This is a genomic window from Bacillus cereus group sp. MG20 (assembly GCF_040459885.1).
Taxonomy (GTDB): domain Bacteria; phylum Bacillota; class Bacilli; order Bacillales; family Bacillaceae_G; genus Bacillus_A; species Bacillus_A cereus.
Window position 1 is genome coordinate 2,433,965 of the sequence record NZ_JARVHF010000001.1, and the last position, 26,874, is coordinate 2,460,838.

Genomic DNA, 26,874 nt, shown 5'->3' on the forward strand with positions numbered 1-26,874 from the left:
TAGCTCGCTCCTCTACTAACTTACTTGGACCTTTATGAACGGTTCATATTAGACAAAATCGGTAGCAAATCGCTCATTTTATCTAGCATAAAGTCCGGCTTGTAAGCTTCTAAATACGCTCTACCTTTCAACGTCCATGAAACCGCAGCTGTTTTCGTCCCCGCATTTTGACCACCGACAATATCATGATGATTATCTCCAACCATCAATGCTTCTTCTGGTTTTGCATCTAATAATTCAAGCGCTTTTTGAAGTGGCTCTGGATGTGGTTTCACATGCTCTACATCATCAATTGTCACGACAACATCAAAAAATTCATCAAGCTTTGACAACTGTAATCCCATCTCAACGGTTTGTCTCGCTTTCGTTGTAACAATACCAACTTTATAACCTTGCTTCTTCAACTCTCGAACTGTTTCATATACAGTTTCATATTCTTCTACTAATTCATCATGATGATCATGGTTAAATTCGCGATAACTTGTAATCATCTCTTCAACCTTACTTTCATCAATCTTACTGAAAGTATCATGCAAAGATGGACCGATAAATGGCAACACATCTTCACGCTTATATTGATTTGGATAATACGTATTTAAAGTATGTAAAAAAGAAGAAATAATAAGTTCGTTTGTATTAATTAAAGTTCCATCTAAATCAAATAACACTGTATTTATTCTCATTGCCTTAGTCCTTTCGCCTTCCTGAATATGAAAGAAGCAGCATCTTATAATAAGATGCTACTTTTCTCTAATTTTCCGAATATCTTTTATCAGCTTGCCCCATTTTTCGTCTCACAATAATGAAAATAATAGAAATAACAACAAGTCCAATTGACATTACTTGTGCAATACGAAGTGGTCCTAGCATTAAACTATCTGTACGTAAGCCTTCTACGAAGAAGCGTCCTACTGAATACCAAATTAAATATGTGAAGAATAATTCCCCGCGGCGTAAATTCACTTTTCTTAATGCAAGTAGTAAAATTACACCTGCAAAATTCCATAATGATTCATATAAAAACGTCGGATGATAGTACACACCCTCAATATACATTTGATTAATAATGAAATCTGGTAAATGAAGACCTTCTAAAAACTGTCTCGTTACTTCATCACCATGCGCCTCTTGGTTCATAAAGTTTCCCCATCGGCCAATTGCTTGTCCTAATAAAATACTTGGTGCAGCAATATCCGCCAACTTCCAGAATGAAACCCCGCGTCGCTTTGCAAAAAGAATCCCTGTAATAACCGCTCCGATTAAACCACCATGAATCGCCAAGCCACCTTGACGAATATTAATAATTTGACTCGGGTTTTGCGCGTAATATTCCCATTCAAAAATAACATAGTACATTCTCGCAAATAGAATAGCGATCGGTACTGCAATTAATACAAGGTCAACAAATGTATCTTTTGGAATACCTAGCCTTTCTCCCTCGCGAGTTGCTAGCCAAAGACCTAATAGCACCCCTGTACCGATAATAATCCCGTACCAATAAACAGGAAACGGCCCAAGTTGGACAGCTACGCGGTCAAGCTGCGGTACAGAACCTAACAGCATATGTATGACCTCCCTCTCCAATGTTTACTCCTGATTCCCTAACTCAATCGCACTCATTAATCGTTCTGAGAACTGCTGTGCTGCATTGACTCCCATACGCTTTAAACGGAAGTTCATCGCTGCTACTTCAATAATAACAGCCAAGTTTCGACCAGGACGAACTGGAAGTGTAATCTTCGTAAGTTCTGTATCAATAATTTTCATCTTCTCTTCATCAAGACCTAAGCGATCATAGTTTTTCTTTTGATCCCAAATTTCAAGATTAATAACAAGTGTAATACGCTTATAATTTCGCACTGCCCCTGCACCGAATAACGTCATAACGTTAATGATACCTAGACCACGAATTTCTAATAAATGCTCAATTAAATCTGGTGAGCTTCCTACTAATGTGTCTTCATCTTCTTGGCGAATTTCTACACTATCATCCGCAACAAGGCGGTGACCACGCTTCACAAGTTCAAGAGCTGTCTCACTTTTACCAACACCACTTTGACCTGTAATTAAAACACCAACACCGTAAATATCTACTAATACACCATGAACAGCAGTTGTTGGTGCTAGCTTACCTTCTAAATAATTAGTTAAACGACTTGATAATCTCGTTGTCGTTTGAGAAGAACGTAATAAAGGCATGCCTGATTCACGTGATGCTTGTAATAACTCATCTGGTACATCTTGATTACGAGTTATAATAATACATGGCGTCTCCTCGGTACAAAGCGCTTTCATTCTCTCTTGTTTTTGCTCTGTTGTTAACGTATCAAAGAACGTAAGCTCCGTTTTTCCAAGAAGCTGCACGCGATCAGCTGGATAATATGTAAAGAATCCTGCCATTTCAATTCCAGGTCGTGATAAATCACTTGTATCAATCGGACGATGAATTCCTTCCTCACCACTTATTAACTCCAATTGAAATTGTTCAATTAAATCTTTTGTCCTTACTTTTGGCATATGTATAAACCTCCACTCCGCTGCGGGTTCAGTCTCGTTTGATGTAAAATTCCATTCTACCGGATATTGTACCATTTTTTTCTGGAAACAAGAAATACGGTTTCTAATAAATAGAAAAAAACATTTCATACGAATAATGAAATGTTTTTCTTTTTGTCATTTTCTCTTTTTTTCATATAGAGGTTCCACAATTGCCTTCTCAATAATCATATTAAAAATTGAAATACAAATTGCCGCAACAATCGCTACACCAAATCCTGATATATTAAAAGCATCTCCTAATAATGAATCTGCTATTTTTAACGTAATCGCATTAATAACAATTAAGAAGAAGCCGAAAGTTACAACAGTAATTGGTAGCGTAATTAAAATTAAAAACGGCTTTACGAACACATTTAAAACCGCCAATATAATACTCGCAATAATTGCAGTTTGTATATTTGCTACGTAAAATGCATCTGGTGCAATCCCTTTTAAAAGCCCCGATACAGCGATTAACACAACGCTATTTACAAGAAGTGATACAATCCATCTCATTTCGTTACACATCCTTTTAAACATATATATTTCATCATACGCTAATAGATAATAAACGCAAGTATGATACAAACACTTATATCAACTTATTCTATCTTTCATGCTTGTATACCTACTAACACTTCCTCGCAAAATAAGGACCACACCACCTATGTTCATGAGTTTTTACAAAGGCCCAAGTGAAATCTTTATCTACGATATAGATATCACCTTTATACGCATCTTCTGTCTCACACAATATATCATCCATATGTAACAAACTCGCATCCTTTATTAACAGTACCTCATCACAGTGTTGGTAGAAAATGTAGCAATCCTTTTTCACTTCATTATGAAACGCGTTTTCCGCTTCTTTACCCTCTAAACACTTCTTTTTCTCATAACTAAATATGTGCCATAGATAACCACATGCATACCTATCTCCATGAAGAAAAATATCTTCTTTTTCTTTATCACTTAAATGATTTGCAAAGTGATCCTCCCAGCGCTTTCGAAAATATACACCCCAACTTTGAAATTCTCTTACCTTCATATTTTTCTTTCTTAACACCTCTAAAAACTCCATCTTCTCCCCCTATACAATAAAAACCGAGCGTCATTTCCACTCGGTTTTCATCAATAAACTTATTGCGATAACTCTACTTCTTTTATTTTCTCTTTCATTCTTGCTTTATCACGATTTAAAATCTCTTTTAAATACTTACCAGTGTACGAGCGCTCTTCTTTTACTACTTGCTCTGGCGTTCCCGAAGCGACGATTTGTCCACCTTTGTCCCCGCCTTCTGGTCCAAGATCAACAATATAATCAGCTGTTTTAATCACATCTAAATTATGTTCAATTACAAGTACCGTCTCACCACTCTCAACAAGACGTTGCAGCACTTCTAGAAGACGTGCAATATCATGCGCATGCAACCCAGTCGTTGGCTCATCTAAAATATATAACGTACGACCTGTAGAACGACGGTGTAATTCAGAAGCTAATTTCACACGCTGTGCTTCCCCACCAGATAATGTTGTTGCTGGTTGACCTAATTTCATATAACCAAGCCCAACATCTACAAGCGTTTGAAGTTTACGCTTAATTTTAGGAATATTGGCAAAGAATTCTACTCCATCTTCAATTGTCATCCCTAACACTTCAGAAATATTCTTATCTTTATATTTCACTTCTAACGTTTCACGATTATATCGTTTACCGTGACAAACTTCACACGGAACATACACATCTGGTAAGAAATGCATTTCGATTTTAATAATTCCATCACCACGGCACGCTTCACAACGGCCACCTTTTACGTTAAAGCTGAAACGTCCTTTTTGATATCCGCGCACTTTAGCTTCGTTCGTTTGTGCAAACACATCACGAATATCATCGAATACACCTGTGTACGTCGCTGGATTAGAACGTGGTGTACGACCAATTGGCGATTGATCAATATCAATTACTTTATCTAAATGTTCAAGACCTTTAATCTCTTTATGAGTACCTGGCTTCGCTTTCGCTTTATATAACTTTTGCGCTAACGATTTATATAGTACTTCATTAATCATCGTACTTTTACCTGATCCAGATACACCTGTTACCGCTACAAACGTACCGAGTGGGAATGACATTTTTGCATTCTTTAAGTTATTCTCTTTTGCGCCGACAATCTCCACTTTACGTCCGTCACCTTTACGTCTTTCAAGTGGAACTGGAATAAACTCTTTACCGCTTAAATATTTTCCTGTTAACGAATTATCATCTTGCATCACTTCAGCTGGTGTCCCTGCCGATACAACTTGCCCACCGTGAATACCTGCACCTGGTCCGATATCAAGTAAATAATCAGCAGCCATCATCGTATCTTCATCATGCTCAACAACGATTAATGTATTACCTAAATCGCGCATTTCTTGCAATGTACGAATAAGACGATCGTTATCGCGCTGGTGTAAACCAATTGAAGGCTCATCAAGAATATAAAGTACGCCAGTTAGACGAGAACCAATTTGCGTCGCTAAGCGAATACGCTGCGCCTCACCACCTGATAACGTACCAGCCGCACGACTTAGCGTTAAATAATCTAAACCAACGTTCACTAAGAATCCAACGCGCTCCTGAATTTCTCTTAAAATTAAATGAGCTATTTTTTGTTGCTTCTCCGTTAGCTCTACATTCGAGAAAAATTCTTGTACTTCTTGAACTGAATACTTCGTTACGTCAGCAATCGTTTTATCACCAACAAAAACAGCTAAGCTTTCAGGCTTTAAGCGGCCGCCTTTACACTTCGGACAAGCTTGTTCTGCCATATACTTTTCCATTTGCTCACGAATGTAATCAGAACTCGTTTCACGATAACGACGTTCAATGTTTGGAATAACACCTTCAAATAAAATCTCATTTTCCTTTACTTGACCGAATTCATTTACATAGCGGAAATAAACCTTCTCTTCCCCGCTTCCGTACAACACTTTATCAAATAAATCTTTCGGTATATCTTTCACAGGCATATCCATATCAACGCCGTAGTGATTACATACAGATTGTAAAAGTTGTGGATAGTATTGTGAACTTGTCGGTTCCCAAGGTGCAATCGCATGTTCATTTAATGATAAATCCCAGTTCGGGATAACAAGCTCTAAATCTACCTCTAGCTTTGAACCAAGTCCATCACAAGAAGGACACGCTCCAAACGGACTGTTGAATGAGAACATACGCGGCTCTAATTCTCCGATTGAAAAACCACAATGTGGACAAGCATGATGTTCACTAAATAGAAGTTCCTCTTCTCCCATTACATCGATTAACACTCGGCCTCCGCCAAGCTTTAATGCACTTTCAAGTGAATCAGCAAGACGGCTTGCGATTCCTTCTTTTACAACAATACGGTCAATTACAACTTCAATAGAATGCTTCTTATTTTTATCTAACGTAATCTCTTCAGACACATCAAGCATTTCACCATCAACACGTACACGAACATATCCTTGCTTCTTAATATCTTCAAGTACTTTCACATGTGCACCTTTACGCCCAGAAACGATAGGAGCTAACACTTGTAATTTCGTACGTTCAGGATATTCAAGAACACGGTCTACCATCTGCTCTACTGTTTGTGATGTAATTTCAATCCCATGATTTGGACAAATTGGCGTACCAATTCGCGCAAATAATAAACGTAAATAATCATAAATCTCCGTTACCGTTCCGACAGTTGAACGTGGATTACGACTCGTCGTTTTTTGATCGATTGAAATCGCTGGTGACAATCCCTCAATCGTATCTACATCCGGCTTATCCATTTGTCCTAAAAACTGGCGCGCATACGCAGATAACGATTCTACGTATCTGCGCTGCCCTTCTGCATAAATCGTATCAAATGCTAATGATGATTTCCCCGAACCAGACAATCCCGTTACAACGACAAGCTGATTTCTCGGAATGGTTACATCAATATTTTTTAAGTTATGTGCTCTAGCACCTTTTACAACGATAAAATCCTTGCTCTTACTCACTCTTTTCACCCTTCCGCTTTTAATTCTAATAGTAAATCTCTTAGTTCAGCTGCACGCTCGAAGTCCAACGCTTTTGCTGCTTCTTTCATCTCTGCTTCCATCTTCGCAATTGTCTTTTCACGCTCTTTTTTCGTCATTTTCTTAGCAGGAGTTGCTTCGTATGTTTCTGTCTCTTCAGCAGTTGTCGTTGCACGGATTACATCACGTACGCCTTTTTGAATCGTTTTCGGCGTAATACCATGCTCTTTATTGTAGGCTTCTTGTATAGTACGACGACGCTGCGTTTCTTCAATTGCAATTCCCATTGATCTTGTTATACGATCTGCGTACATAATAACGCGGCCGTTTTCATTACGCGCGGCACGACCAATTGTTTGAATTAATGAGCGCTCTGAACGTAAGAACCCTTCCTTATCAGCATCTAAAATCGCTACAAGTGATACTTCTGGAATATCTAATCCTTCTCGTAATAAGTTAATACCGACCAGTACATCAAACTTACCGAGGCGAAGATCGCGGATAATTTCAATACGTTCTAACGTTTTAATTTCAGAGTGAAGATAGTTAACTTTAATTCCTACATCTTTTAAGTAGTCCGTTAAATCCTCTGACATTTTCTTCGTTAAAGTCGTAATTAATACACGTTCATTTTTTGCAATACGATCTTGAATCTCTCCTAATAAATCGTCAATTTGCCCTTCAATAGGTCGTATATCGATTGGTGGATCTAAAAGCCCTGTTGGACGAATAATTTGTTCTATTACTTCTGGTGACTGCTCTAACTCGTACGGTCCTGGCGTCGCCGAAACGTAAATAACTTGATTCGTTTTCTCCTCAAACTCATCAAACATGAGCGGTCTATTATCTAAAGCTGATGGCAGACGAAATCCATGATCCACAAGTACTTGCTTACGTGCTTGGTCCCCGTTATACATCGCTCTTACTTGTGGCACTGATACGTGCGACTCATCCATAACAATTAAGAAATCTTCCGGGAAATAATCCAATAACGTATACGGTGTTGCACCCGCTGGACGAAGTGTTAAATGACGGGAATAGTTTTCAATACCTGAACAAAAGCCCATCTCGCGCATCATTTCTAAATCATAACGTGTACGTTGCTCTATACGCTGTGCTTCTAGCAACTTACCGTTATCATTTAATTCCTTTAAACGCTCTTCTAATTCTTTTTCGATATTTTCAATAGCGACCTTCATTTTCTCTTCACGTGTAACGAAGTGAGATGCTGGGAAGATTGCTACATGATCACGTTCTGCTAATACTTCACCTGTTAACGCATTTACTTCACGAATACGATCAATTTCATCACCGAAAAATTCAATTCGAATACAATGCTCATCAAGTGATGCTGGGAAGATTTCAACTACATCTCCGCGCACACGGAATGTACCACGCTTGAAATCAATATCATTACGTCCATACTGTACATCAACAAGTTCACGAAGCAATTGATTACGGTCCTTCTCCATACCAACTCGAAGTGACACAACTAACTCGCGGTATTCTTCAGGAGAACCTAAACCATATATACACGATACACTCGCAACGATAATTACATCGTCCCGTTCAAATAATGCAGACGTTGCCGAGTGACGCAATTTATCAATTTCATCATTAATCTGCGCGTCCTTTTCAATAAACGTATCTGTTTGTGGTACATACGCTTCCGGCTGATAATAATCGTAATAACTAACAAAATACTCAACTGCATTATTCGGGAAAAAGTCTTTCAACTCACTATATAACTGTCCTGCTAACGTTTTATTGTGAGCCATAACAAGTGTTGGCTTTTGCACTTCTTTAATGACATTTGAAATCGTAAATGTCTTACCCGTTCCTGTCGCTCCAAGCAACACTTGCTTTTTCTTTTCACTATTAATTCCCTCTACAAGCTTCTCTATAGCTACTGGCTGATCACCTTGCGGGGAATACGCTGATATAATTTCAAATTGATGTTCCAAGTAAAATCCGACCTCCTCATAAAAATCTGTATTATTATTTTACCACGAATGCCTATAAAAAACCTAAAAAAACGAACAGATATTCGGTAAAGTTTTCGACAATATACACATAGAAAAAGGAAGGAGTAAATACTTCCTTCCTCTACTAACTCTATTTTTTAGGTACATATACTAAGTCATATCCATTGCGCCCAGCTTCATTCATACAATCTATTAACCGATAAGTACTTTCTGATTCGCGCTGCTCTTTAACAATCCTTTTACAGCTATCTTTATGTAACCCTTTATCCTTCCCAGCAAATTTATCTTTTCTATTATCTGACACATAAAATATATCGTTCCCACTATACTCTAACGTTTGAAAAATCGGGTCCCCTTCAAGGGTATACTGTACAATTCTTATTTTATCAACTTCCCCTTGCTCGACATTCAAAACGAACTTTTCAAATTTATCTAGATTGGAAATCCTGGTTCCCTTTACAATAACATCGTTCTTCTTATCAATTGTAGTGTTAGATGGTGAGCATGCTACTAAACTAAAGAGAAATAGACATATAAAGCTGGTTCTTTTTTCTATTGTCATCCTCTCCTATAAAAATTATTTGTATACCCAAAAGCTACTTTCAACTATGAAAGTAGCTTTTCTTTTCCTTTCTCCTTCTTCGGAAAAACCACATATGAAAATGAAATCGCTGTATCAACTAAAAATATAATTGCCCAAACTTGGCTCACGCGACTTGCAGCTTTATTTAAAACGATTCCCGATTCTAACCAATTACCCCATTGTTCAAATGGAATAAATCCATACGCGAAGAAAAAGAATATGTGCACACCAACGAATAAAACAAGATGTAATACCCAATTTTTTATTTCCTGCTTTGCATAGGCCATACCTGTTAATTCTACCTGTTCTTCAATAATAGGCGCCGGTTCATTACGCCATTTCGCAACTAGCTTTTGCGCAAATATATCAAGCTTCTTCAAATCCTTTTTCCCGTAGAAAACTGCATACAGTAAAATAATTACAGTAATGATTTGAAAATTAGAGAACTTTCCTGTTTGATAATAGTCCACTGCCCCTAATGTTAAAATAAACACTTCATTTACGAGGAGTACAATCCCCATAATAAAGCTCGTCTTCTTCAAACGGAATCCGTAACGGAGTAAAAAGAAACCGATAGCCGATAACCAAAATACAATCTCTGCTCCAATTAAAAAATACCAACGATATTCTGCGAGTATGCTCATTTATCCTTCTCCCTTTCATCATAAATACGAAAAGCTTCATCCATATATAATAAAAACTCTTCTTCAATTGGATACATGCTCATTTTCTGTGAATCTTCCTTTGATTTTCTAACCTCCCATAACTTATCTAAAAACGCTTCGTCACCATTAGCCATTTCTAAACACTTCTGCATTAATCTCTTCATTACCCTTTGTACCTCATCATTAGCGGCTTCTTTACCCTCTTTCATAAAAATACGTAATTGCTTTAATAAATCTACCCATTCTAAAACATTCGGATCTTCCTCACTCATATTTGGCAAATTATGAAGCAACTTTTGTTCTTCCTTTGAAAATACTTCATTTTGAAATATTTCACGTATACGAGGAGACTGTTTTGAAAGCTGAATAAGTTCAAACATAACTTTCCAATCAAGTTCTCCCTCTACATCTACCGAATAAACAACCGCTTGTAAAACACGCTCCATTCGATTGAACTTCTTTTGCTCTTCTTGTACAAATCGAAGTTGGTTTTCAAGTGATTTTTTCAAATCCAGCTCACCTTTTACTAACATATTCGCAACTTCTTTTAATGAAAATCCCATTTCTTTTAAAAATAAAATTTGTTGCAAACGAATAACGTCAGCTTCACTATATAACCGATGCCCACCCTCTGTTTTTCTGCTCGGCTTTAATAAATCTATTTGATCATAATAACGTAGTGTACGTACTGTAACCCCTGTTTCTCTCGTCAATTCTTGTATTGAAATCACTACCATCACCTCTTCCCCCTCATTATAGAAGATGACGTTACGTAACTTTCAAGTATTTTGTAAAAAAAATACAAAAAGCTGTTTATACAAAGTGTATAAACAGCTTTTATGGAAATAACCCCTTTTGTATGGCGCGCCCACAAAATAAAATAAGTGCTCCAACAACAACACTCGTTGCCGTTTTATGATAATGGGCTAATAATAATAAATAATACGATAAACCTACAGTACCAATCATAATACAAATACTCGGCACTGGATTACGAGAAAAATTTTGCATTCCCCAAAGAAGCGCAAATATAGCTGTAGCGACACATAACACCGGTAATCCCATCCCAGTTCCCCTTTTTCTATCTATTATTCTTTGTTGCTAACACGCTCGTTGATGCCGTACTAATTAATAAACCAAAACCAATCCTTATATATTTAAACGTTTAATCTAATTGAAATCTCTCAAGCTCATCCTTTATTTTCTTTCCCCTTACTCCAGCGTAAATATTTCCTCCACCTTCATCCCAAAATATTTGGCGATTTTTAAGGATAGCTCTAGACTCGGGTTATAATGATGGTTTTCAATCGCCACAATTGTCTGCCGCGTCACCTGCATCGCCTTTGCCATTTCAACTTGCGTTATATGATTTTGCTTTCTTAACTCTTTTATTTTATTTTTCACACCCATAGGATCCACCTTCAAACGTAAAGATATCTTTACTTAAATTATAAATATTTTCCAGTTATAAGTAAAGATATCTTTACAAATTTTAGAAAAACATTTCACTGCATATCTTCTCTAACAAAGTACAAGAGTAATTCAATTTATATCAGCGATTTTTTAAATATATCAGCGCAACTTAAAATATATCGGCGATTTTGCAAATATATCAGCGCAACTCCATTTATATCGGCGATTTCCCAAATATATCGACATCAGTAGCACCATAAGCATAAGAAAGAAGCTGCCCCAAAATATCTTTTGGAACAGCTTCTTCGTCCTACTTATATAAATCCTAATCCCCATACAAGAACGTATCCAAGAACCGATAAGCAAACCGAGCCAATCAGCCCCGCCACGAATGCTTTACTTCCTAATTTACGGAACGTTTTAAACTCTACATTTAAACCGAGCCCCGCCATCGCCATTGCGATTAGCATATAAGCAATGACAACAATGTATCCCGCAACAACTTCTGGAATAATCCCAAGCGAATGCACTGCACTCATTGCTAAAAACCCGAAGATGAACCATGGAATTGGAAGGTCGCGCCATGATCTTTTTTCCTCGCTACCTTCACTCTTACCAAACCATAATCCAATTAAAATCGCTACTGGTACAAGCATTGCAACGCGCGTTAGTTTCACGATAACTGCGATATCTACAGCCGTGCTTCCTCCTGGCGCCGCAGCCGCAATTACGTGAGCAATTTCATGCAGTGTCGCCCCTGAGAACACTCCATATCCGTATGGAGATAGGCCAAGCACTGGATATAATAACGTATAAATAAGCGTAAATATTGTACCTAAAATTGCAATGATCGCCGCTCCAACTGCTGTTTCGTCATCTTTTGCTTTCACTTGCGGTGCAATTGCCACGACCGCGGCCGCGCCGCAAATTGCCGTACCGCATGCTGTTAAAATCCCAAGTTTCTTTTCTACTTTAAATACTTTCGTTAGTCCGTATACAACAAAAATAGTAAATGTAATAACAACCGCCGCGATGACCAATACTTTCGGCCCCGCCTTCGCAATATCAACAAGATTTAATCGCATTCCAAGTAAGATGATCCCAAAGCGCAGTAACTTCTTACTCGCAAAGTTCGTTCCTGCAATCGCATCATGAGGAACTCCAATTGCAGCGCGCCAAACCATCCCAATTAGAATAGCAATTACTAATTGTCCCATAATATTTAAAAATGGAAGCTCTGCTAAATATTTCGCGGCAATTGCGATTAATAATGTAATCCCAATTCCTTGCGAAAATCCAAAGCCCTTCTTCTTTTGTATAACAAGTGTTTGTTCCACCTTGTACCACCCCAACAATCGTATTGGAACATGCATGTTCTTTCTACTTACATTATAAGAGAGTTTCTATAATAGGTTTAATACCAATACCAAATCTCTATCATCAGAAATACTTATGATAAGATGATAGAAAAGAAAGGAGCCCATTATATGAACGTAGACATTTTAAAAATTTTTGTTACTGTCGTTGAACAGAAACACTTCTCTCGTGCAGCGGAATTATTAAATCTTTCACAGCCTGGCGTAAGTATGCATATACGCAACTTAGAAAACGAATTTGGAACTACACTCATTCAGCGATCTCCGAAACATGTCCAAGTCACGGAAGCTGGAAATATATTATATATACATGCAAAGCAAATGCTCTCTCTTTACGAAGATGCTAAGCAAGAAATTAATGAACTACATAACGTTGTAACAGGAACACTTCGCATTGGTGCTAGTTTTACAATTGGCGAATACTTACTTCCAAAAATACTGGCTAACTATGCGAATGAAAATCCACGCGTCGAAGTGCATACCTTTATCTCAAATACAGAAGAAGTTTTGCAAAGTCTTCGCTCTAATCAAATTGATATCGGCTTAGTGGAAGGACAAGTCGTATACGCTGACGTTGACGTTGAAACGTTTATGCAAGATGAAATGAAGCTCGTCGTTCCGCCAAATCATCCATTGCTCCGCACAAATGAAATAAATGAAAGCACACTCCAAGATCAAGTATGGGTACTAAGAGAAAGTGGTTCTGGTACACGTGCTTATAGTGACCGCTTTATTCATCAACACCATTTAAAAATGAAACGATTCTTTACATTCAGTAGTATCCAAAGCGTAAAGGAAGCTGTTAGTGCCGGTCTTGGCATCGCTATACTTTCTGATTGGACTGTACGGAAAGAGCTACTAGCAAAAGAACTATTCCACGTCGAAGTTCCAAATGAACAACTAATCCGTCCGTTCTCTATCGTTCGCGGCAAATATTTCATTCCATCTAAAGCCATTCAAGTGTTCTTAAATTATGTAATTTCTTTTGCGAAAAAACAGAGTTGACCTTCACATTAGTGTGAAGGTTTACAATACATGTAAAAGGAGTGAAACACATTGCGAATTGGAGAATTATCAAAAGAAACTGGCGTTAGTGAAAGATCACTAAGACATTACGAAGAAAAGGGATTACTCCCTTCTAAGCGCCTCGCAAATGGCTACCGTGATTTTGATGAAAGTGCCATCGGAAAAGTGGAGCTTATTCAAATGTACTTACAAATTGGCTTAAATTTAGAAGAGACGGCAAGGATGCTGCGCTGCCTTGAAATTGAACCGCACCTGTACGACAATCCGTGCAGCAGTATCCTTACGCTTTACGAAGATAAACTCAATGAAGTAACAAAGCAAATCACATTACTTTCCAACATCCAAACGAATTTGCAAAAACACGTTTCACTCCTAAAACAAGCAAAAGAAAAGAGATGATTACATGTTTGTTATACATGGCAGTTCAAGACAAAATGGAAATACAGAAGCTTTAACACATACGATGATAGATGGAATAATTGAAACAGAACAAATTTACTTGCAAGACCATACAATCCATCCTATTACAGACCAACGTCATGACGCAGAAGGATTCCAACCTGTACATGATGACTACGAGCAGTTAATTGAACGTATGTTAGAGCACGACACGATTATCTTTGCTACACCGCTATATTGGTACGGAATGAGCGGACATATGAAAAACTTCGTTGATCGCTGGTCACAAAGTTTGCGTGATACATCCCTTCATTTCAAAGAAAAAATGAAAGACAAAAAAATGTACGTTGTCATCGTTGGCGGAGACAACCCTAAACTGAAAGCATTACCGCTTATCGCTCAGTTTCAATACATCTTTGATTTTGTTGGTTCATCATTTGAAGGATATATCATTGGGGATGCGAATGGATTAGATGAAATCAAAAACGATGCAGAGGCGCTGGCAAAAGCACAATTTTATAATATCGAATTCAAAAATAGCAAATAGAAATAAGTTTGACAAACTATTTAGACTTAGCAACGCAAGAAGAATTAGAAACCATGTTACAAGAATATCCTGGCACAATACTTTTCATTAGCCATGACCGTGCCTTTATTCGCTCTGTTGCAGACCATATTCTACAAGTAGATGAGAATGAACCAAGAGTATTCCACGGTAATTACGAGCAATACACAAAAAGAACAACCGGGGATTCTGTAAACGTTACTGAACAAGAATTATTACGATTACAAACAAAATTAACAGAAATCATCGGCCGAATTTCCATACCAAATCATCACGATGACATCACATCTCTCGAACGAGAATACGAAACATTATTAGTTCAAATACGGAAATGTAAAGAAGCGCTCTAATGTCTTCCCTATATATCGACGGGGCCTTACACATTTCCCAAGAAATATTGAAACTTCGACATATAAAGTAAAAAGCCGTGCATCAGCACGGCTTTTTACTTTATATTCGGACGGCAGTCCCGCTCACAGCAACCATTAGCATCCCTTCGCGAACGACTTCGTAGTCCACGTCAATACCAACAATGGCATTCGCATTTTTTTGTCTTGCGAAAGTTTTCATCTCTTCCATTGCAATGTCGCGTGCTTCTTTTAATTTACTTTCATAAGCACCCGCACGACCGCCGACAACGTCACGGACAGAAGCGAAGAGGTCACGAACGATATTCGCACCCATAATCGCTTCTCCATTGACGATATCGATATACTCAATAATTTCTTTTCCTTGAATTGTAGACGTTGTTGTTACAATCATACTTTATAGCCTCCCATATGAGATTTTCACCTACTTATGGTGCACTAATTCAGTACAAATTATATTTACGAACTAAACTGAGCTTCGTATAACCTACTGTATCCTCCGCCTTGCTCAATTAATTCATCATGTGAACCTTGTTCTGCAATACCGTCTTTATTTACAACGACAATTCGATCTGCATTTTTAATCGTTGCAAGTCTGTGAGCGATAACTAACGTTGTACGACCAGCTGCTAATTCAGCAAGTGATTTTTGAATTGCAAGTTCCGTCTCAGTATCTAGTGCGGAAGTAGCTTCATCTAGTATTAAAATTGGCGGATTTTTCAAGAACATACGAGCAATTGCTAGACGCTGCTTCTGTCCACCAGAAAGTTTTACACCACGCTCACCGATAACAGTATCTAAACCGTCTGGTTGTGAGTAAATTAAGTCTTCTAACTGCGCACGTTTTACTGCCTGCCAAATTTCAGCTTCTGACGCCTTTAAGTTCCCGTAAGCAATATTTTCACGAATTGTTCCTGAGAATAAGAACACATCTTGCTGCACAATTCCAATTTGCTTACGAAGTGAAGATAGTGCCATATCTTTCGTATCAATACCATCAATTTGAATTGATCCAGATGATTGCTCATAAAAACGTGGTAATAGGCTACATAACGTCGTTTTCCCTGCTCCTGATGGTCCAACGAACGCAACCGTTTCACCTGCATGTATGTTCAAACTAATATCATTTAAAATCGGTTCTTTATTTTCATATCCGAACGTAATGTTGTTATATTGAATATCACCATGTACCTGTTTAACTTCCATTGCATCTTTAGAGTCTACAATGTCAGGCTCTGTTTCAAGAAGCTCTACATACCTTTTAAAACCAGCGATTCCTTTCGGATAGCTTTCGATTACCGCGTTAATTTTTTCAATTGGACGGAAGAAAATATTCGTTAATAGAACGAATCCGATAAATCCACCGTATGTTAATTCTCCTTGCAGAACAAACCATGTACCGCATATTAATACGAAGAGCGTTACGAGACGCATGAGCATATAACTAATCGATGAATTTAAAGCCATAATTTTATACGCCATTAATTTCGTTGTACGGAAACGAGCGTTGTTCACAGCGAATTGCTCTTTCTCAAACTTTTCATTTCCGAATGCTTGTACAACACGAATGCCCCCTACATTGTTCTCAATGCATGCATTAAAATCAGCAACATCTGAGAATAAACGTCTGAACGTACCTGTCATTTTTTTATTGAAGTAAAGCGCCAACCATAATAAGAATGGAATGACGAAGAACGTTAATAGCGCTAACTTCCAGTTGATCATCATCATAAATGAAAATGCCCCAACTAAAGTCATTACGGCGATAAATAAATCTTCTGGTCCATGGTGAGCAATTTCCCCAATTTCCATTAAATCGTTTGTAAGGCGCGAAATTAAATGACCTGTTTTATTATTATCAAAAAATCTGAATGATAGCTTTTGAATATGATCAAATAATTTCTGCCTCATATCTGTTTCAATGTTAACACCAAGCATATGTCCCCAATATGTAACGACATATTGTAAGCCTGCATTTAACATATAAACTGCGAGTAAACCGAAACAAGCCCATAAAATAAGCGTCCAGTTTTGCCCTGGCAATAACTTATCAATAAATTGGTTTACGATAAGTGGGAAGCCAAGTTCCAGTAATCCTGCGACAACCGCACAAGAAAAGTCGAGTATAAATAAACCTTTATACGGTTTATAGTAAGAGAAAAATTTACGCAGCATATCTTACCTCCATTTTCCAAAATTAAAAAGACTCCCTAAATGATAACCATTATCAAATGATTATTCAAGTTATCCGTCTATGAAACTGAAAATAAGCTTTGCGATAGTTGTCGTTTTTTGCCGGAAAGTCGATATATTCGAATAATCGCCGATATATTTCGAGTTGCGCTGATATATTTGCAAAATCGCCGATATATTTTAAGTTGCGCTGATATATTCGGAAAATCGCCGATATAAATTTCATTTACTAACTACCCTTCCCCGCCCAAAAAACAAAAAAGGTATCACCACAAGGTGATACCTTTCCTTCTATTACATCGCTTCTGAATCCCACTCATGCTCCTGTTCAACGAATACAATACCTAATTCGTGATGTCCACCAGCATATAATGCAGTTTGTGCAAGACGAAGCTCACCATTTGTATCTAATACTTCTAATTTACAAAATGCTCCTGTCGTCTTCGTTTGAAGCGCATCATAAAATTCCTCGGCGCTTTTTGGAATGACTCCATTTACTTTCGTAATAATTTCTCCAGGCAGTAATTTCAGCTCTGCTCCAATTGTATTTGGAATTGTATCTAGTACAATGAGCCCATCATTGCGTGCAGCAAAATACGCTGGTCTTGTTTCATCGGCAATTTTCTCTTGCATCGAAATTGTGAAACGCCCAAGCATCGCGACTCCCATCGCGATAATTGCAAGTACGTGCCACCAGTAACTTGCGATTCCTAAAACGAGCACAAGTCCTGCTAATCCATAAACACGTCTTCCTGTAAATAATAAAGCTTCCGTCGGCTCATAACTTTTAATCTTTCTCATAAACCCAATTAAAAATGGAACGAGGAATAGAGAATATGTATTTGAACCTATTGAAACGACAGGCCACCATGAAATAAACTGCGTTACCGCATCACCCGGTACAAGAATAAAAATAGGAACGATCCATAAACGCTTTGATTCGTGTAAACCAATCTTTAATCCACGCTTCCCTTTCCTAATCTTCGGTGTAGAGTATCCTACCGCGTTTTTAGAAATCAATAAGCCTTCTACAATAAGCATAACGCCTAGTAAAATAGCAAGGGATACAATGGTACTCTCTTCACCTTCTCGAAGCTGTAAGAAGGAAACTGGTAGCTTAGAAGATAATAGAACACATACAATCGCAATGCTAAATGTATAAGCTGCCGATAAATATCGATACATAGCCGTTAATCCAAATAGTAATGTCCAAATTAAAATGGCCCATAAGCTTGCTTTAGAAACAACAAGTCCAAGCCCAATCGTAATAATAGATACTACTAATCCGTATCCAATCCCTGCAAATAGAGAGGTTCGCAGTTCAAACCAAATATCATAAACTTTAAAAGAAAAATCTTTTCGTTCTCTTAACATACGTAAGTATCCAACGAAGATACTACTTATTACAAATATATAGACAGCAGGGTGTAAGAAAAAACGTCCAACTGCCCGCATTATTTCAAAAATCCACGCCTCCACGAACTCATTCACCACCATTTATATCATTCTTTCTTTTTATATTATCACAACTAAACAAACGTTTGTTTAACACAAAAAAATACAGGCAGCAAACTGCCTGTATTTCTTCTTATTTTGCCATTAACTTTAATGCTGACTGTAATTGTAAATCATTTTCTCCAGAACGGATTTTTTCGATAATTTTAGTTTGAATCGCTTCAGCTGTCTTTTTATCAAGCTGTCCTGTCGCTTCCATCTCATTCGCATTTTGGAATGCTTTCAGCGCCGATTCTGTCTCTTTACTAAAGTATCCATCTTCACGACCTGGTACATACCCTAAGCTCTTAAGCATTTCTTGAGCATGTTTTACTTGTACATCATTTGAATTGTATGAAAGTGTTTTTTCAATTTGAATTGGTGTCGCATGATAATAATTTGGTTGCTTCACTTCTACTGTTGGTGCGATTCCTTTTTTATGAATCCAGTTCCCATCCGGTGTTAACCATTTAAACATCGTTAATTTAATGTTGCTGCCGTCTTTAAATGGAACAGCTTGCTGGACAGTACCTTTACCAAATGTTTTTTCACCAATTAAATCGTATCCTTCTCCTTCTTTCAGCGCACCCGCTAAAATCTCTGAAGCAGAAGCACTTCCATTATCAATTAATACTGAAATTGGATATGGTTTTCTCTCTTTCAGTTCCGTAGAGAATTTCTTCTTCTCACCATTTCGCTGCTCTACTTGTAGCATTGGCTTTTTATTCGTCATAATTTCCCCTAGTATATCTTCTACACTATTTAAATAGCCACCAGGATTACCACGCACGTCAATAACTAAGCCTTTTATATTTTTCTTCTCTAACTCTTTTAACTGATCCTTAAATTCCTTCGCTGTATTCTCAGCAAAAGAAGTGATTTGCATATAACCGATATCTTTTCCACTCTCTTGCTTCACAGAACTAAACACTGTAAAGATTGGAATCTTTTCACGCTTAATTTTAAATAAAATCGGATCAGTTACTCCCGCACGTTTAATTTCAATTGCGACAGTCGTTCCCTTTTTACCACGAATTTTTAATACCGCTTCTTCACGTGATAAGTCTTTCACACTGTTTCCATCTACAGATAAAATTTGGTCATTCGGTTTAATTCCTATCTTTTCTGCTGGTGAACCTTTAATTGGCGATACGATAATAAGCTTATCGTCCGTCTTGTTCACCTCAGCCCCAATCCCCTCTAATTCAGGATCAAGCGATTCACTAAACTGTTTGGCTGTTTCTTTATCCATATACGTGGAATAAGGGTCCTTCAGCGTAGACAACATACCTTGTATTGCACCTTCAACTAACTTTTCATCTTTCACGTCTTCCACATAACGTGAATCAATTAGTGCATACGCCTCATTAATTTTTGCCAAATTCCCTTGCGCAGTGCTAGCATTCCCACTCGAAATTGTTTGCGTTACTTCTGCTGGGGTAACCCCAAATACAGACATGCCTGCAAACATTCCGCCAGCACCAATTAAAAATGCAACAACCATTCCAATAATTGCAACTCTACGTTTCAATGCGGAATTCCCCTTTCCAAAACACACAGGTGGTGTAGCAAAAGGCATCACACAGTGTGTGATGCCTTTACCTATTTCTACTATATGATAAGCTTGTACGAATTATGTTTGCAACTTTTTATACTTTTAAGAAGCGACGAATTGACATTACACTTCCCCACATACCGATTAAAGCACCGATTAACACTAGTAAACCAGCTAATTGGAATACGAAAGGACTGTATGGTAGAAGCTCGAAAATTGTTCCGCCAAGTTTTTCGTTAAACACACCTTGCAACGAATTATACGTAACTAGAATTAGGCCAATTGGAATAATTGATCCTAATACTCCTAAGAATAATCCCTCTAGCAAGAATGGCCAACGAATAAACCAGTTTGTTGCACCAACAAGTTTCATAATTTCAATTTCTGTACTACGAGCATAAATTGTAATTTTAATTGTATTAGAGATTAAGAACATCGCTGTGAATAAAAGACCAGCAATTAACGCAATCCCAATGTTACGACCAGTTTTTACAGTATCAAATAATCGTTCAACTTGCCCTTTTCCGTACTGAACATTACTGACAAACTGCATTTTTTCAACTTTCTTCGCGATTGTCGCTGTATCGGTTGGTTCTTTTGCTTTTACAATGAATACGTTTTTAAGTGGGTTATCTTGTTCAAATAACTCAAACGTTTTTCCACTATCACCTAAGCTTTTAATTAAACGTTTTAACTCTTCTTCTTTAGAAGAATATTTAATAGAATCTACTTTTGCAATCTTACTCATATCTTCTTCTAATTTCTTTTGATCCGCTTCTTTTGCAGCTGGATCAATGTGTACACGAATCTCTACATCTTGCTCTACTTTCGTCGCAAAATGGTTCATATTCATAATCGCTGTTAAAAAGACACCTACAAGTAATAATGTAACTGTTACTGCACTAACAGAAGCAAATGTCATCCATCCGTTACGTGATAGATTCTTTACACCTTCTCGCAAATGTCGACTAAGGGTCTTAGCCTTCATATCCGTATCCTCCCTCAATCTCATCTCGAACAATTTTTCCGCCTTCAATCGCGATTACACGATGACGGATTGTATTTACAATATCTGCATTATGCGTCGCCATAACGATCGTTGTGCCGCGCTCATTAATGCGAGTAAAAATATTCATAATATCAAGAGCTGTTTCAATATCTAAGTTACCTGTTGGCTCATCGGCAATTACAACCTTTGGTCTATTTACAATTGCTCTTGCAATAGCCACACGTTGTTGCTCCCCGCCCGAAAGCTCACTTGGAAGTGCATCTGCACGATCTTCAAGGCCTACAAGACCTAGAACTTCTGTTACACGCTCACGAATTGCATCCGGTTCTTCTTCAATTACTTCTAAAGCAAATGCAACATTCTCATATACCGTTAATTTAGGTAGCAATTTAAAATCTTGGAAAATCACGCCTAATTGACGACGAAAATACGGAACGTCTCTTTCTGCCAATGTTTCGATAGTAAGTCCATTTACATTAATAGATCCTGTAGATGGTTTCTCTTCACGATACATCATTTTAATAAATGTAGATTTTCCGGCTCCACTCGGTCCAACTACGTATACGAATTCACCTTGTTTAATGTTAACTGTAAGACCAGCAATGGCTTTCATACCATTCGGGTACTCCTTATAAACATTCGTCATTTTTATCATTATTTATCACCCAATACTTAATGATTTTTTTCGAAATACTTTTCTGTACATCTGAAAATAAAAGACATCCTTCATTTTCACTTATTCATCCTTGTTGAAGATAGTTTACTTATGCTTTCTCATAAGCAATACCACTCTATGTAATATATTTCAGCAAAATTCTACAAACCCCATTGTAACATCAAACGGTTTCCAATTTGGATACATTTTTGTTACAGTTATGTTACATACCAGAAAAAAGGAAAACGAGTTGACTATATTATCAACTCGTCCATTTCACCTTTTTTATTTATGTTCAGCTAACCATTCAGACACTTTTTTCGCATCTTCACCTTGAATAAGTCCTGGTGACATTGAACCGCGGCCTTTGTTAATAATCTCTTCGATATCTGCAGCGTCGTACTTACCGCCTACTTTTCTTAAATCAGGTCCAGTTGCCCCTGATAAATCTGTTGCGTGACATCCCGCACAACTTCTTTGGAAAATTTGTTCTGCGCTGTCTGTGCTTGCAGACTGTTTCGAAGACTTACTCTCTTCTTTATTTCCGCATGCTCCTAAAGCAAAAACAACCGATGTCCCTAGCGCAATAGCCAACAATTTCTTTTTCAATTCTATCGCTCCCCATTGTTGATATTCTTTTTATTCTTAACACACTCATTTTCATTATAAGCATTATCTTTATATAGAAAAACCAAGGTGTATTTCATATTCCTCAAAAATACAGTGAGAACCTTGATAAAATAAAGCTTTCATAAGTTGTTTCAATTCTGTGAACAACTTAAAGAACTTCTATAAAGAATCCTTTTTAAAAGGAAAATTAGAAAAGTTCTATATAAATCTTTCCCCTATTACCGCTCTATTTTACTATTCTCTACTTTTTACAAAACAATATACAGCATTGTAATCTACATATAATCCCATCAAAAAGAGAAGTTGTCGTTTCCAACTTCTCTTCCTCTTTACTTCATCTATAAAAATAAAATCAAATTCTTTCTATCCTCTATATCCTCAGCATGTGCCAACAATTTTGTTGGCTTTTTTTCGCTTATTAGATGCGAGAACGTAAGTAAGCATCAATAAATGGATCAATCTCTCCATCCATAACTGCTTGTACGTTACCAACCTCCGTATTTGTACGGTGGTCTTTTACAAGAGAATACGGGTGGAATACGTAAGAACGGATTTGGCTACCCCATCCGATTTCTTTTTGTTCCCCGCGGATTTCATCTAATTGCGCCTGTTGCTCTTCTAGTTTCTTTTGATATAATTTCGCTTTTAACATCTTCATCGCATGCTCACGGTTTTTAATTTGTGAACGCTCTGACTGACACGTTACAACTGTATTTGTCGGTGTATGTGTAATACGAACTGCTGAATCTGTCGTATTTACGTGCTGCCCACCCGCTCCACTTGCGCGGTACGTATCAATTTTTAAATCTTCTGTACGTACTTCGATTTCAACTTCATCATTGAACTCTGGTACAACTTCACAAGATACAAACGATGTATGACGACGTCCTGAAGAATCGAATGGTGAAATACGTACAAGACGATGTACACCTTTCTCTGCTTTTAAGTAACCGTAAGCGTTATGACCTTTAATTAATAAAGTTACACTCTTAATACCAGCTTCATCACCTGGTAAATAGTCAACTGTTTCTACTTTAAATCCACGTTTTTCAGCCCAACGTGTATACATACGTAATAACATAGAACCCCAGTCTTGTGACTCAGTTCCACCTGCACCTGGATGTAATTCTAAAATCGCATTATTTTTATCATAAGGATCGCTTAATAGTAACTGAAGCTCATACTCATTCATTTCTTGAATTAAGCCTTTTACTTCTGCTTCTAATTCCTCATGTAAATCTTCATCATATTCTTCTTTTAAAAGCTCATGCGTTACTTCTAAATTTTCGAACGTTTCATCTAACTGACGGAAGCTTCCAACCATATCTTTTAACGCATTCGCTTCATTAATTACAACTTGCGCGCCTTGTTGATCATCCCAAAATCCTGCGCCCATCATTTTTTCTTCTAATTCTGCAATTTGTTTCTCCTTAGTAGGGAGGTCAAAGAGACCCCCTAAAAGCCGCTAATCGCTTAGCCATTTTCTCTAATTCCTGTCTAATTTCTACTAATTCCATTTCCTTCACCTCTATGTAATTGCTGTTACTTTCGTATGAAAACAAGGGAAACTCTCTCCACTTATTACGGAGAGAGTTTAATTCTTCTTAATTATACATTTTTGATATAAAAGTTTGCAAAGCAGCCAAAGCTACCGCCCTATATTACTGAACAATACCACAGCAGTTTTTATATTTTTTACCGCTACCACATTTACATAAATCGTTGCGGCCCACTTGGTCACCTTTTACAACTGGCTTTTTCTTCGCTTCTTCGCCATCGCTAGATGGATGAACAGCTTCACCTTGAACAACTTCTTGACGTTCTAAGTTTTGTTCAATTTCAGCTTTCATAATGTAACGAGAAATTTCCTCTTCAATAGAAGCAACCATTGACTCGAACATCGCGAATCCTTCCATTTGGTACTCACGAAGTGGATCAATTTGACCGTAAGCACGTAAATGAATACCTTCACGAAGGTGATCCATCGCATCAATATGCTCTGTCCATTTCGTATCTACAACGCGGAATACAACAACCTTCTCAAACTCACGCATTTGCTCTTCTGGCATAAGCTTTTCTTTGTCATTGTAACGCTCTATTAATTTCGCGATAATCGGTTCGCTCATTTCCTCAGGAGCAAGGCGACGTAATTCTTCTTCTTTTATGTCTCCTTCTTGAAGCAGGTTTGTATTTAAGTAGTCAACAAGACCTTTAATGTTCCAATCCTCTTCAATTTCCTCTTGTGTATGAAGCGCAACAGCACGTTCTACTGTAGATTTCATCATACCTTCAATAATGCCACGTAAGTTTTCCGATTCCATTACTTCTTGACGTTGCTTATAAATAACTTCACGTTGCTGACGAAGTACATCATCGTATTGTAATAACTGCTTACGTGCATCATAGTTATTTCCTTCAACACGTTTTTGTGCAGACTCTACCGCACGAGAAACCATTTTACTTTCAATTGGCTGAGAATCATCCATACCAAGACGATCCATCATTGCTTTCATATTATCTGAACCAAATCGGCGCATTAATTCATCTTCCATTGATAAGTAGAACTGCGTCACACCAGGGTCCCCTTGACGACCAGCACGACCACGTAACTGATTATCAATACGACGGCTTTCATGACGTTCTGTACCGATAACTGCTAGACCGAAGATTTTCACATCATCTCCAAGCTTAATATCTGTACCACGACCAGCCATATTCGTTGCAATCGTTACAGCACCTTTCATACCAGCTTCTGCAATGATATCTGCTTCACGCGCATGGTTTTTCGCATTTAAGATGTTATGACGTACACCTTTACGCGTTAACATTTTTGAAATAAGCTCTGAAGTTTCAATTGCAACTGTACCTACAAGAATAGGTTGCCCTTGTTTATGACGATTTACAATATCCTCAACAACTGCATTGAACTTACCTTCCATTGATTTAAAGATTAAATCGGCACGATCATCACGAATAATCGGTTTGTTTGTTGGAATTACGATAACATTCATATTGTAAATACTACGGAATTCTTCTTCTTCCGTTTTCGCTGTACCAGTCATACCAGATAACTTTTCATACATACGGAAATAGTTCTGGAACGTAATTGTTGCAAGCGTCATACTTTCATTTTGAATTTCTACACCTTCTTTTGCTTCAATCGCTTGGTGCAAACCTTCGCTATAGCGACGACCTTTCATAAGACGCCCAGTGAATTGGTCTACAATTACGATTTCGCCCTCTTGTACAACATAATCTGTATCACGATGCATAACAACGTGTGCACGAAGCGCCTGATTAATATGGTGAAGAAGTGCTACATGTTTTAAATCGAATAAGTTTTCAATATGGAAAGCTTTCTCTGCTTTCGTAATACCATCTTCTGTTAACATTACATTTTTCGTTTTCACATCAAATGAATACTCTTTTTCATTTTCTAACGTACGAACGAATGCATTTGCAAACATGTATAGCTCTGTTGACTTTTGAGCTTGTCCTGAAATAATAAGCGGCGTACGTGCTTCATCGACTAAAATAGAATCGACTTCATCGATAATAGCAAAATGAAGTGGACGTTGAACGCACTGCTCTTTATATAAAACCATGTTGTCACGTAAGTAATCGAATCCAAGCTCATTATTTGTGCTATACGTAATATCAGCAGCATAAGCCTCTTGTTTCTCTTCGCGTGACATACTATTTAAGTTAATTCCTACCGTTAAGCCAAGGAACTCATGAAGTTGTCCCATTTCGTTCGCATCACGTTGTGCCAAGTATTCATTGACTGTAACAACGTGAACACCTTTTCCTGTTAAAGCATTTAAATATACAGGTAATGTAGATGTTAACGTTTTACCTTCACCCGTTTTCATCTCAGAAATATTCCCTTCATGTAAGGCAATACCACCCATTAACTGTACGCCATATGGACGCATTCCAAGAACACGAGTTGCCGCTTCGCGAACAACTGCAAAAGCTTCAGGTAGCAGATCATCTACTGTTTCACCTTTTGTTAGACGTTCTTTAAATTCAAGCGTCTTTCCTTTTAATTGTTCATCAGTTAGTGGCTTAATAGATGACTCTAATGCATCAATTTGCTCAACTGTCTTTTGCATACGTTTAATTTGGCGTTGATTTACATCAAATACCTTTTTTAAAATACCGATCATAGGAAATACGCTCCTCTTTTTATTAAAATAAAACTTCCGATTGTTTTTCTTTTTCTCTATTACAATCAGTCGTTGTAAAAATCAAATGTATGTTATGCCAATTTTTCTCCTAATTAAAAAAACTAAAATGTATATACCTAATGATAATTGTAACACTTGTCTTATAACTATGACAACAATCGGCCGAATGTCTCGTTCTAAATTAAGAAAAGTTTT

General features: G+C 37.5%; 26 protein-coding genes. 4 read left to right on the forward strand and 22 right to left on the reverse strand.

What is annotated here, in order from left to right:
• Positions 1-32: 32 nt before the first annotated feature.
• From ppaX to QCI81_RS12680, 13 genes are all read right to left on the reverse strand, one after another.
• A complete protein-coding gene (gene ppaX / locus QCI81_RS12620) occupies positions 33-683 on the reverse strand; it encodes a pyrophosphatase PpaX (RefSeq protein ID WP_001222403.1) in 651 nt (216 codons plus the stop codon).
• A 67-nt stretch (positions 684-750) separates the two neighbouring features.
• Positions 751-1,563: a prolipoprotein diacylglyceryl transferase gene (lgt, locus tag QCI81_RS12625; protein ID WP_000924240.1), complete on the reverse strand. Its 813-nt coding sequence runs from the start codon at positions 1,561-1,563 to the stop codon at positions 751-753.
• A gap of 24 nt (positions 1,564-1,587) precedes the next feature.
• On the reverse strand, positions 1,588-2,517 hold the full coding sequence (hprK, locus tag QCI81_RS12630) for an HPr(Ser) kinase/phosphatase (RefSeq protein WP_001127251.1): 930 nt from the start codon (positions 2,515-2,517) through the stop codon (positions 1,588-1,590).
• 156 nt (positions 2,518-2,673) lie between these two features.
• Positions 2,674-3,054 carry a phage holin family protein gene (locus QCI81_RS12635; RefSeq protein WP_001267308.1) on the reverse strand — a complete coding sequence of 127 codons (381 nt, stop codon included), beginning with the start codon at positions 3,052-3,054 and terminating at the stop codon, positions 2,674-2,676.
• 115 nt (positions 3,055-3,169) lie between these two features.
• A complete protein-coding gene (locus QCI81_RS12640) occupies positions 3,170-3,619 on the reverse strand; it encodes a DUF4275 family protein (protein ID WP_000394744.1) in 450 nt (149 codons plus the stop codon).
• A 59-nt stretch (positions 3,620-3,678) separates the two neighbouring features.
• Positions 3,679-6,555, reverse strand: coding sequence for an excinuclease ABC subunit UvrA (uvrA, locus tag QCI81_RS12645; RefSeq protein ID WP_000045587.1), 2,877 nt, complete (start codon positions 6,553-6,555; stop codon positions 3,679-3,681).
• Between the two features lie 5 nt (positions 6,556-6,560).
• Positions 6,561-8,537 carry an excinuclease ABC subunit B gene (uvrB, locus tag QCI81_RS12650; RefSeq protein WP_353810776.1) on the reverse strand — a complete coding sequence of 659 codons (1,977 nt, stop codon included), beginning with the start codon at positions 8,535-8,537 and terminating at the stop codon, positions 6,561-6,563.
• A gap of 151 nt (positions 8,538-8,688) precedes the next feature.
• The gene (locus tag QCI81_RS12655) at positions 8,689-9,120 is read right to left on the reverse strand and encodes a DUF4362 domain-containing protein (RefSeq protein WP_071731505.1); all 432 of its coding nucleotides are present in this window, start codon (positions 9,118-9,120) and stop codon (positions 8,689-8,691) included.
• Between the two features lie 44 nt (positions 9,121-9,164).
• Positions 9,165-9,785 carry a hypothetical protein gene (locus QCI81_RS12660; protein WP_071731504.1) on the reverse strand — a complete coding sequence of 207 codons (621 nt, stop codon included), beginning with the start codon at positions 9,783-9,785 and terminating at the stop codon, positions 9,165-9,167.
• Positions 9,782-10,543 carry a MerR family transcriptional regulator gene (locus QCI81_RS12665; RefSeq protein ID WP_353810777.1) on the reverse strand — a complete coding sequence of 254 codons (762 nt, stop codon included), beginning with the start codon at positions 10,541-10,543 and terminating at the stop codon, positions 9,782-9,784. Before QCI81_RS12665 ends, QCI81_RS12660 begins: the two co-directional genes overlap by 4 nt.
• Before the next feature lie 100 nt (positions 10,544-10,643).
• Positions 10,644-10,871, reverse strand: a complete 228-nt coding sequence (locus QCI81_RS12670; protein WP_000524131.1) for a hypothetical protein — start codon at positions 10,869-10,871, stop codon at positions 10,644-10,646.
• 147 nt (positions 10,872-11,018) lie between these two features.
• Positions 11,019-11,216 carry a helix-turn-helix transcriptional regulator gene (locus QCI81_RS12675; protein WP_000538363.1) on the reverse strand — a complete coding sequence of 66 codons (198 nt, stop codon included), beginning with the start codon at positions 11,214-11,216 and terminating at the stop codon, positions 11,019-11,021.
• Between the two features lie 317 nt (positions 11,217-11,533).
• Complete coding sequence (locus QCI81_RS12680; protein ID WP_000438413.1) at positions 11,534-12,556, reverse strand: YeiH family protein; 1,023 nt, start codon at positions 12,554-12,556, stop codon at positions 11,534-11,536.
• A 150-nt stretch (positions 12,557-12,706) separates the two neighbouring features.
• On the opposite strand from QCI81_RS12680, the gene QCI81_RS12685 reads away from it, so the two are divergent.
• The 4 genes from QCI81_RS12685 to QCI81_RS12700 are packed head-to-tail and all read left to right on the forward strand — an operon-like array spanning position 12,707 to position 14,935.
• Positions 12,707-13,600 carry a LysR family transcriptional regulator gene (locus QCI81_RS12685; protein WP_071731501.1) on the forward strand — a complete coding sequence of 298 codons (894 nt, stop codon included), beginning with the start codon at positions 12,707-12,709 and terminating at the stop codon, positions 13,598-13,600.
• Positions 13,601-13,651: 51 nt separating this feature from the next.
• Complete coding sequence (locus QCI81_RS12690) at positions 13,652-14,020, forward strand: MerR family transcriptional regulator (protein WP_071731500.1); 369 nt, start codon at positions 13,652-13,654, stop codon at positions 14,018-14,020.
• A 4-nt stretch (positions 14,021-14,024) separates the two neighbouring features.
• A complete protein-coding gene (locus tag QCI81_RS12695; protein WP_098852423.1) occupies positions 14,025-14,567 on the forward strand; it encodes a flavodoxin family protein in 543 nt (180 codons plus the stop codon).
• 8 nt (positions 14,568-14,575) lie between these two features.
• Positions 14,576-14,935 (forward strand): macrolide transporter, encoded by a 360-nt coding sequence (locus tag QCI81_RS12700; protein ID WP_071731498.1) that lies wholly within the window; start codon positions 14,576-14,578, stop codon positions 14,933-14,935.
• A 100-nt stretch (positions 14,936-15,035) separates the two neighbouring features.
• Here QCI81_RS12700 and QCI81_RS12705 read toward each other — a convergent pair whose 3' ends face one another.
• The 9 genes from QCI81_RS12705 to secA all read right to left on the reverse strand — a co-directional run bounded on the left by QCI81_RS12705 (position 15,036) and on the right by secA (position 26,658).
• Positions 15,036-15,347 carry a heavy metal-binding domain-containing protein gene (locus QCI81_RS12705; RefSeq protein WP_000637523.1) on the reverse strand — a complete coding sequence of 104 codons (312 nt, stop codon included), beginning with the start codon at positions 15,345-15,347 and terminating at the stop codon, positions 15,036-15,038.
• 65 nt (positions 15,348-15,412) lie between these two features.
• The gene (locus tag QCI81_RS12710; RefSeq protein WP_353810778.1) at positions 15,413-17,128 is read right to left on the reverse strand and encodes an ABC transporter ATP-binding protein; all 1,716 of its coding nucleotides are present in this window, start codon (positions 17,126-17,128) and stop codon (positions 15,413-15,415) included.
• 312 nt (positions 17,129-17,440) lie between these two features.
• A complete protein-coding gene (locus tag QCI81_RS12715; protein WP_053563366.1) occupies positions 17,441-18,643 on the reverse strand; it encodes a PDZ domain-containing protein in 1,203 nt (400 codons plus the stop codon).
• 91 nt (positions 18,644-18,734) lie between these two features.
• Positions 18,735-20,171, reverse strand: a complete 1,437-nt coding sequence (locus QCI81_RS12720) for a S41 family peptidase (RefSeq protein ID WP_081366383.1) — start codon at positions 20,169-20,171, stop codon at positions 18,735-18,737.
• Positions 20,172-20,289: 118 nt separating this feature from the next.
• Positions 20,290-21,183 (reverse strand): permease-like cell division protein FtsX, encoded by an 894-nt coding sequence (gene ftsX, locus QCI81_RS12725; protein ID WP_065485793.1) that lies wholly within the window; start codon positions 21,181-21,183, stop codon positions 20,290-20,292.
• Positions 21,173-21,859 (reverse strand): cell division ATP-binding protein FtsE, encoded by a 687-nt coding sequence (ftsE, locus tag QCI81_RS12730; protein ID WP_000594319.1) that lies wholly within the window; start codon positions 21,857-21,859, stop codon positions 21,173-21,175. Before ftsE ends, ftsX begins: the two co-directional genes overlap by 11 nt.
• A gap of 285 nt (positions 21,860-22,144) precedes the next feature.
• The gene (gene cccB, locus QCI81_RS12735; RefSeq protein WP_353810779.1) at positions 22,145-22,468 is read right to left on the reverse strand and encodes a cytochrome c551; all 324 of its coding nucleotides are present in this window, start codon (positions 22,466-22,468) and stop codon (positions 22,145-22,147) included.
• Positions 22,469-22,907: 439 nt separating this feature from the next.
• Positions 22,908-24,006 (reverse strand): peptide chain release factor 2 gene (gene prfB / locus QCI81_RS12740; RefSeq protein ID WP_098852422.1). Its coding sequence is split into 2 segments (ribosomal slippage): positions 22,908-23,933 and positions 23,935-24,006, totalling 1,098 coding nucleotides; the frame shifts between segments, so codons are not numbered across the junction.
• Positions 24,007-24,150: 144 nt separating this feature from the next.
• Positions 24,151-26,658, reverse strand: a complete 2,508-nt coding sequence (secA, locus tag QCI81_RS12745; RefSeq protein WP_000579372.1) for a preprotein translocase subunit SecA — start codon at positions 26,656-26,658, stop codon at positions 24,151-24,153.
• Positions 26,659-26,874 lie beyond the last annotated feature (216 nt).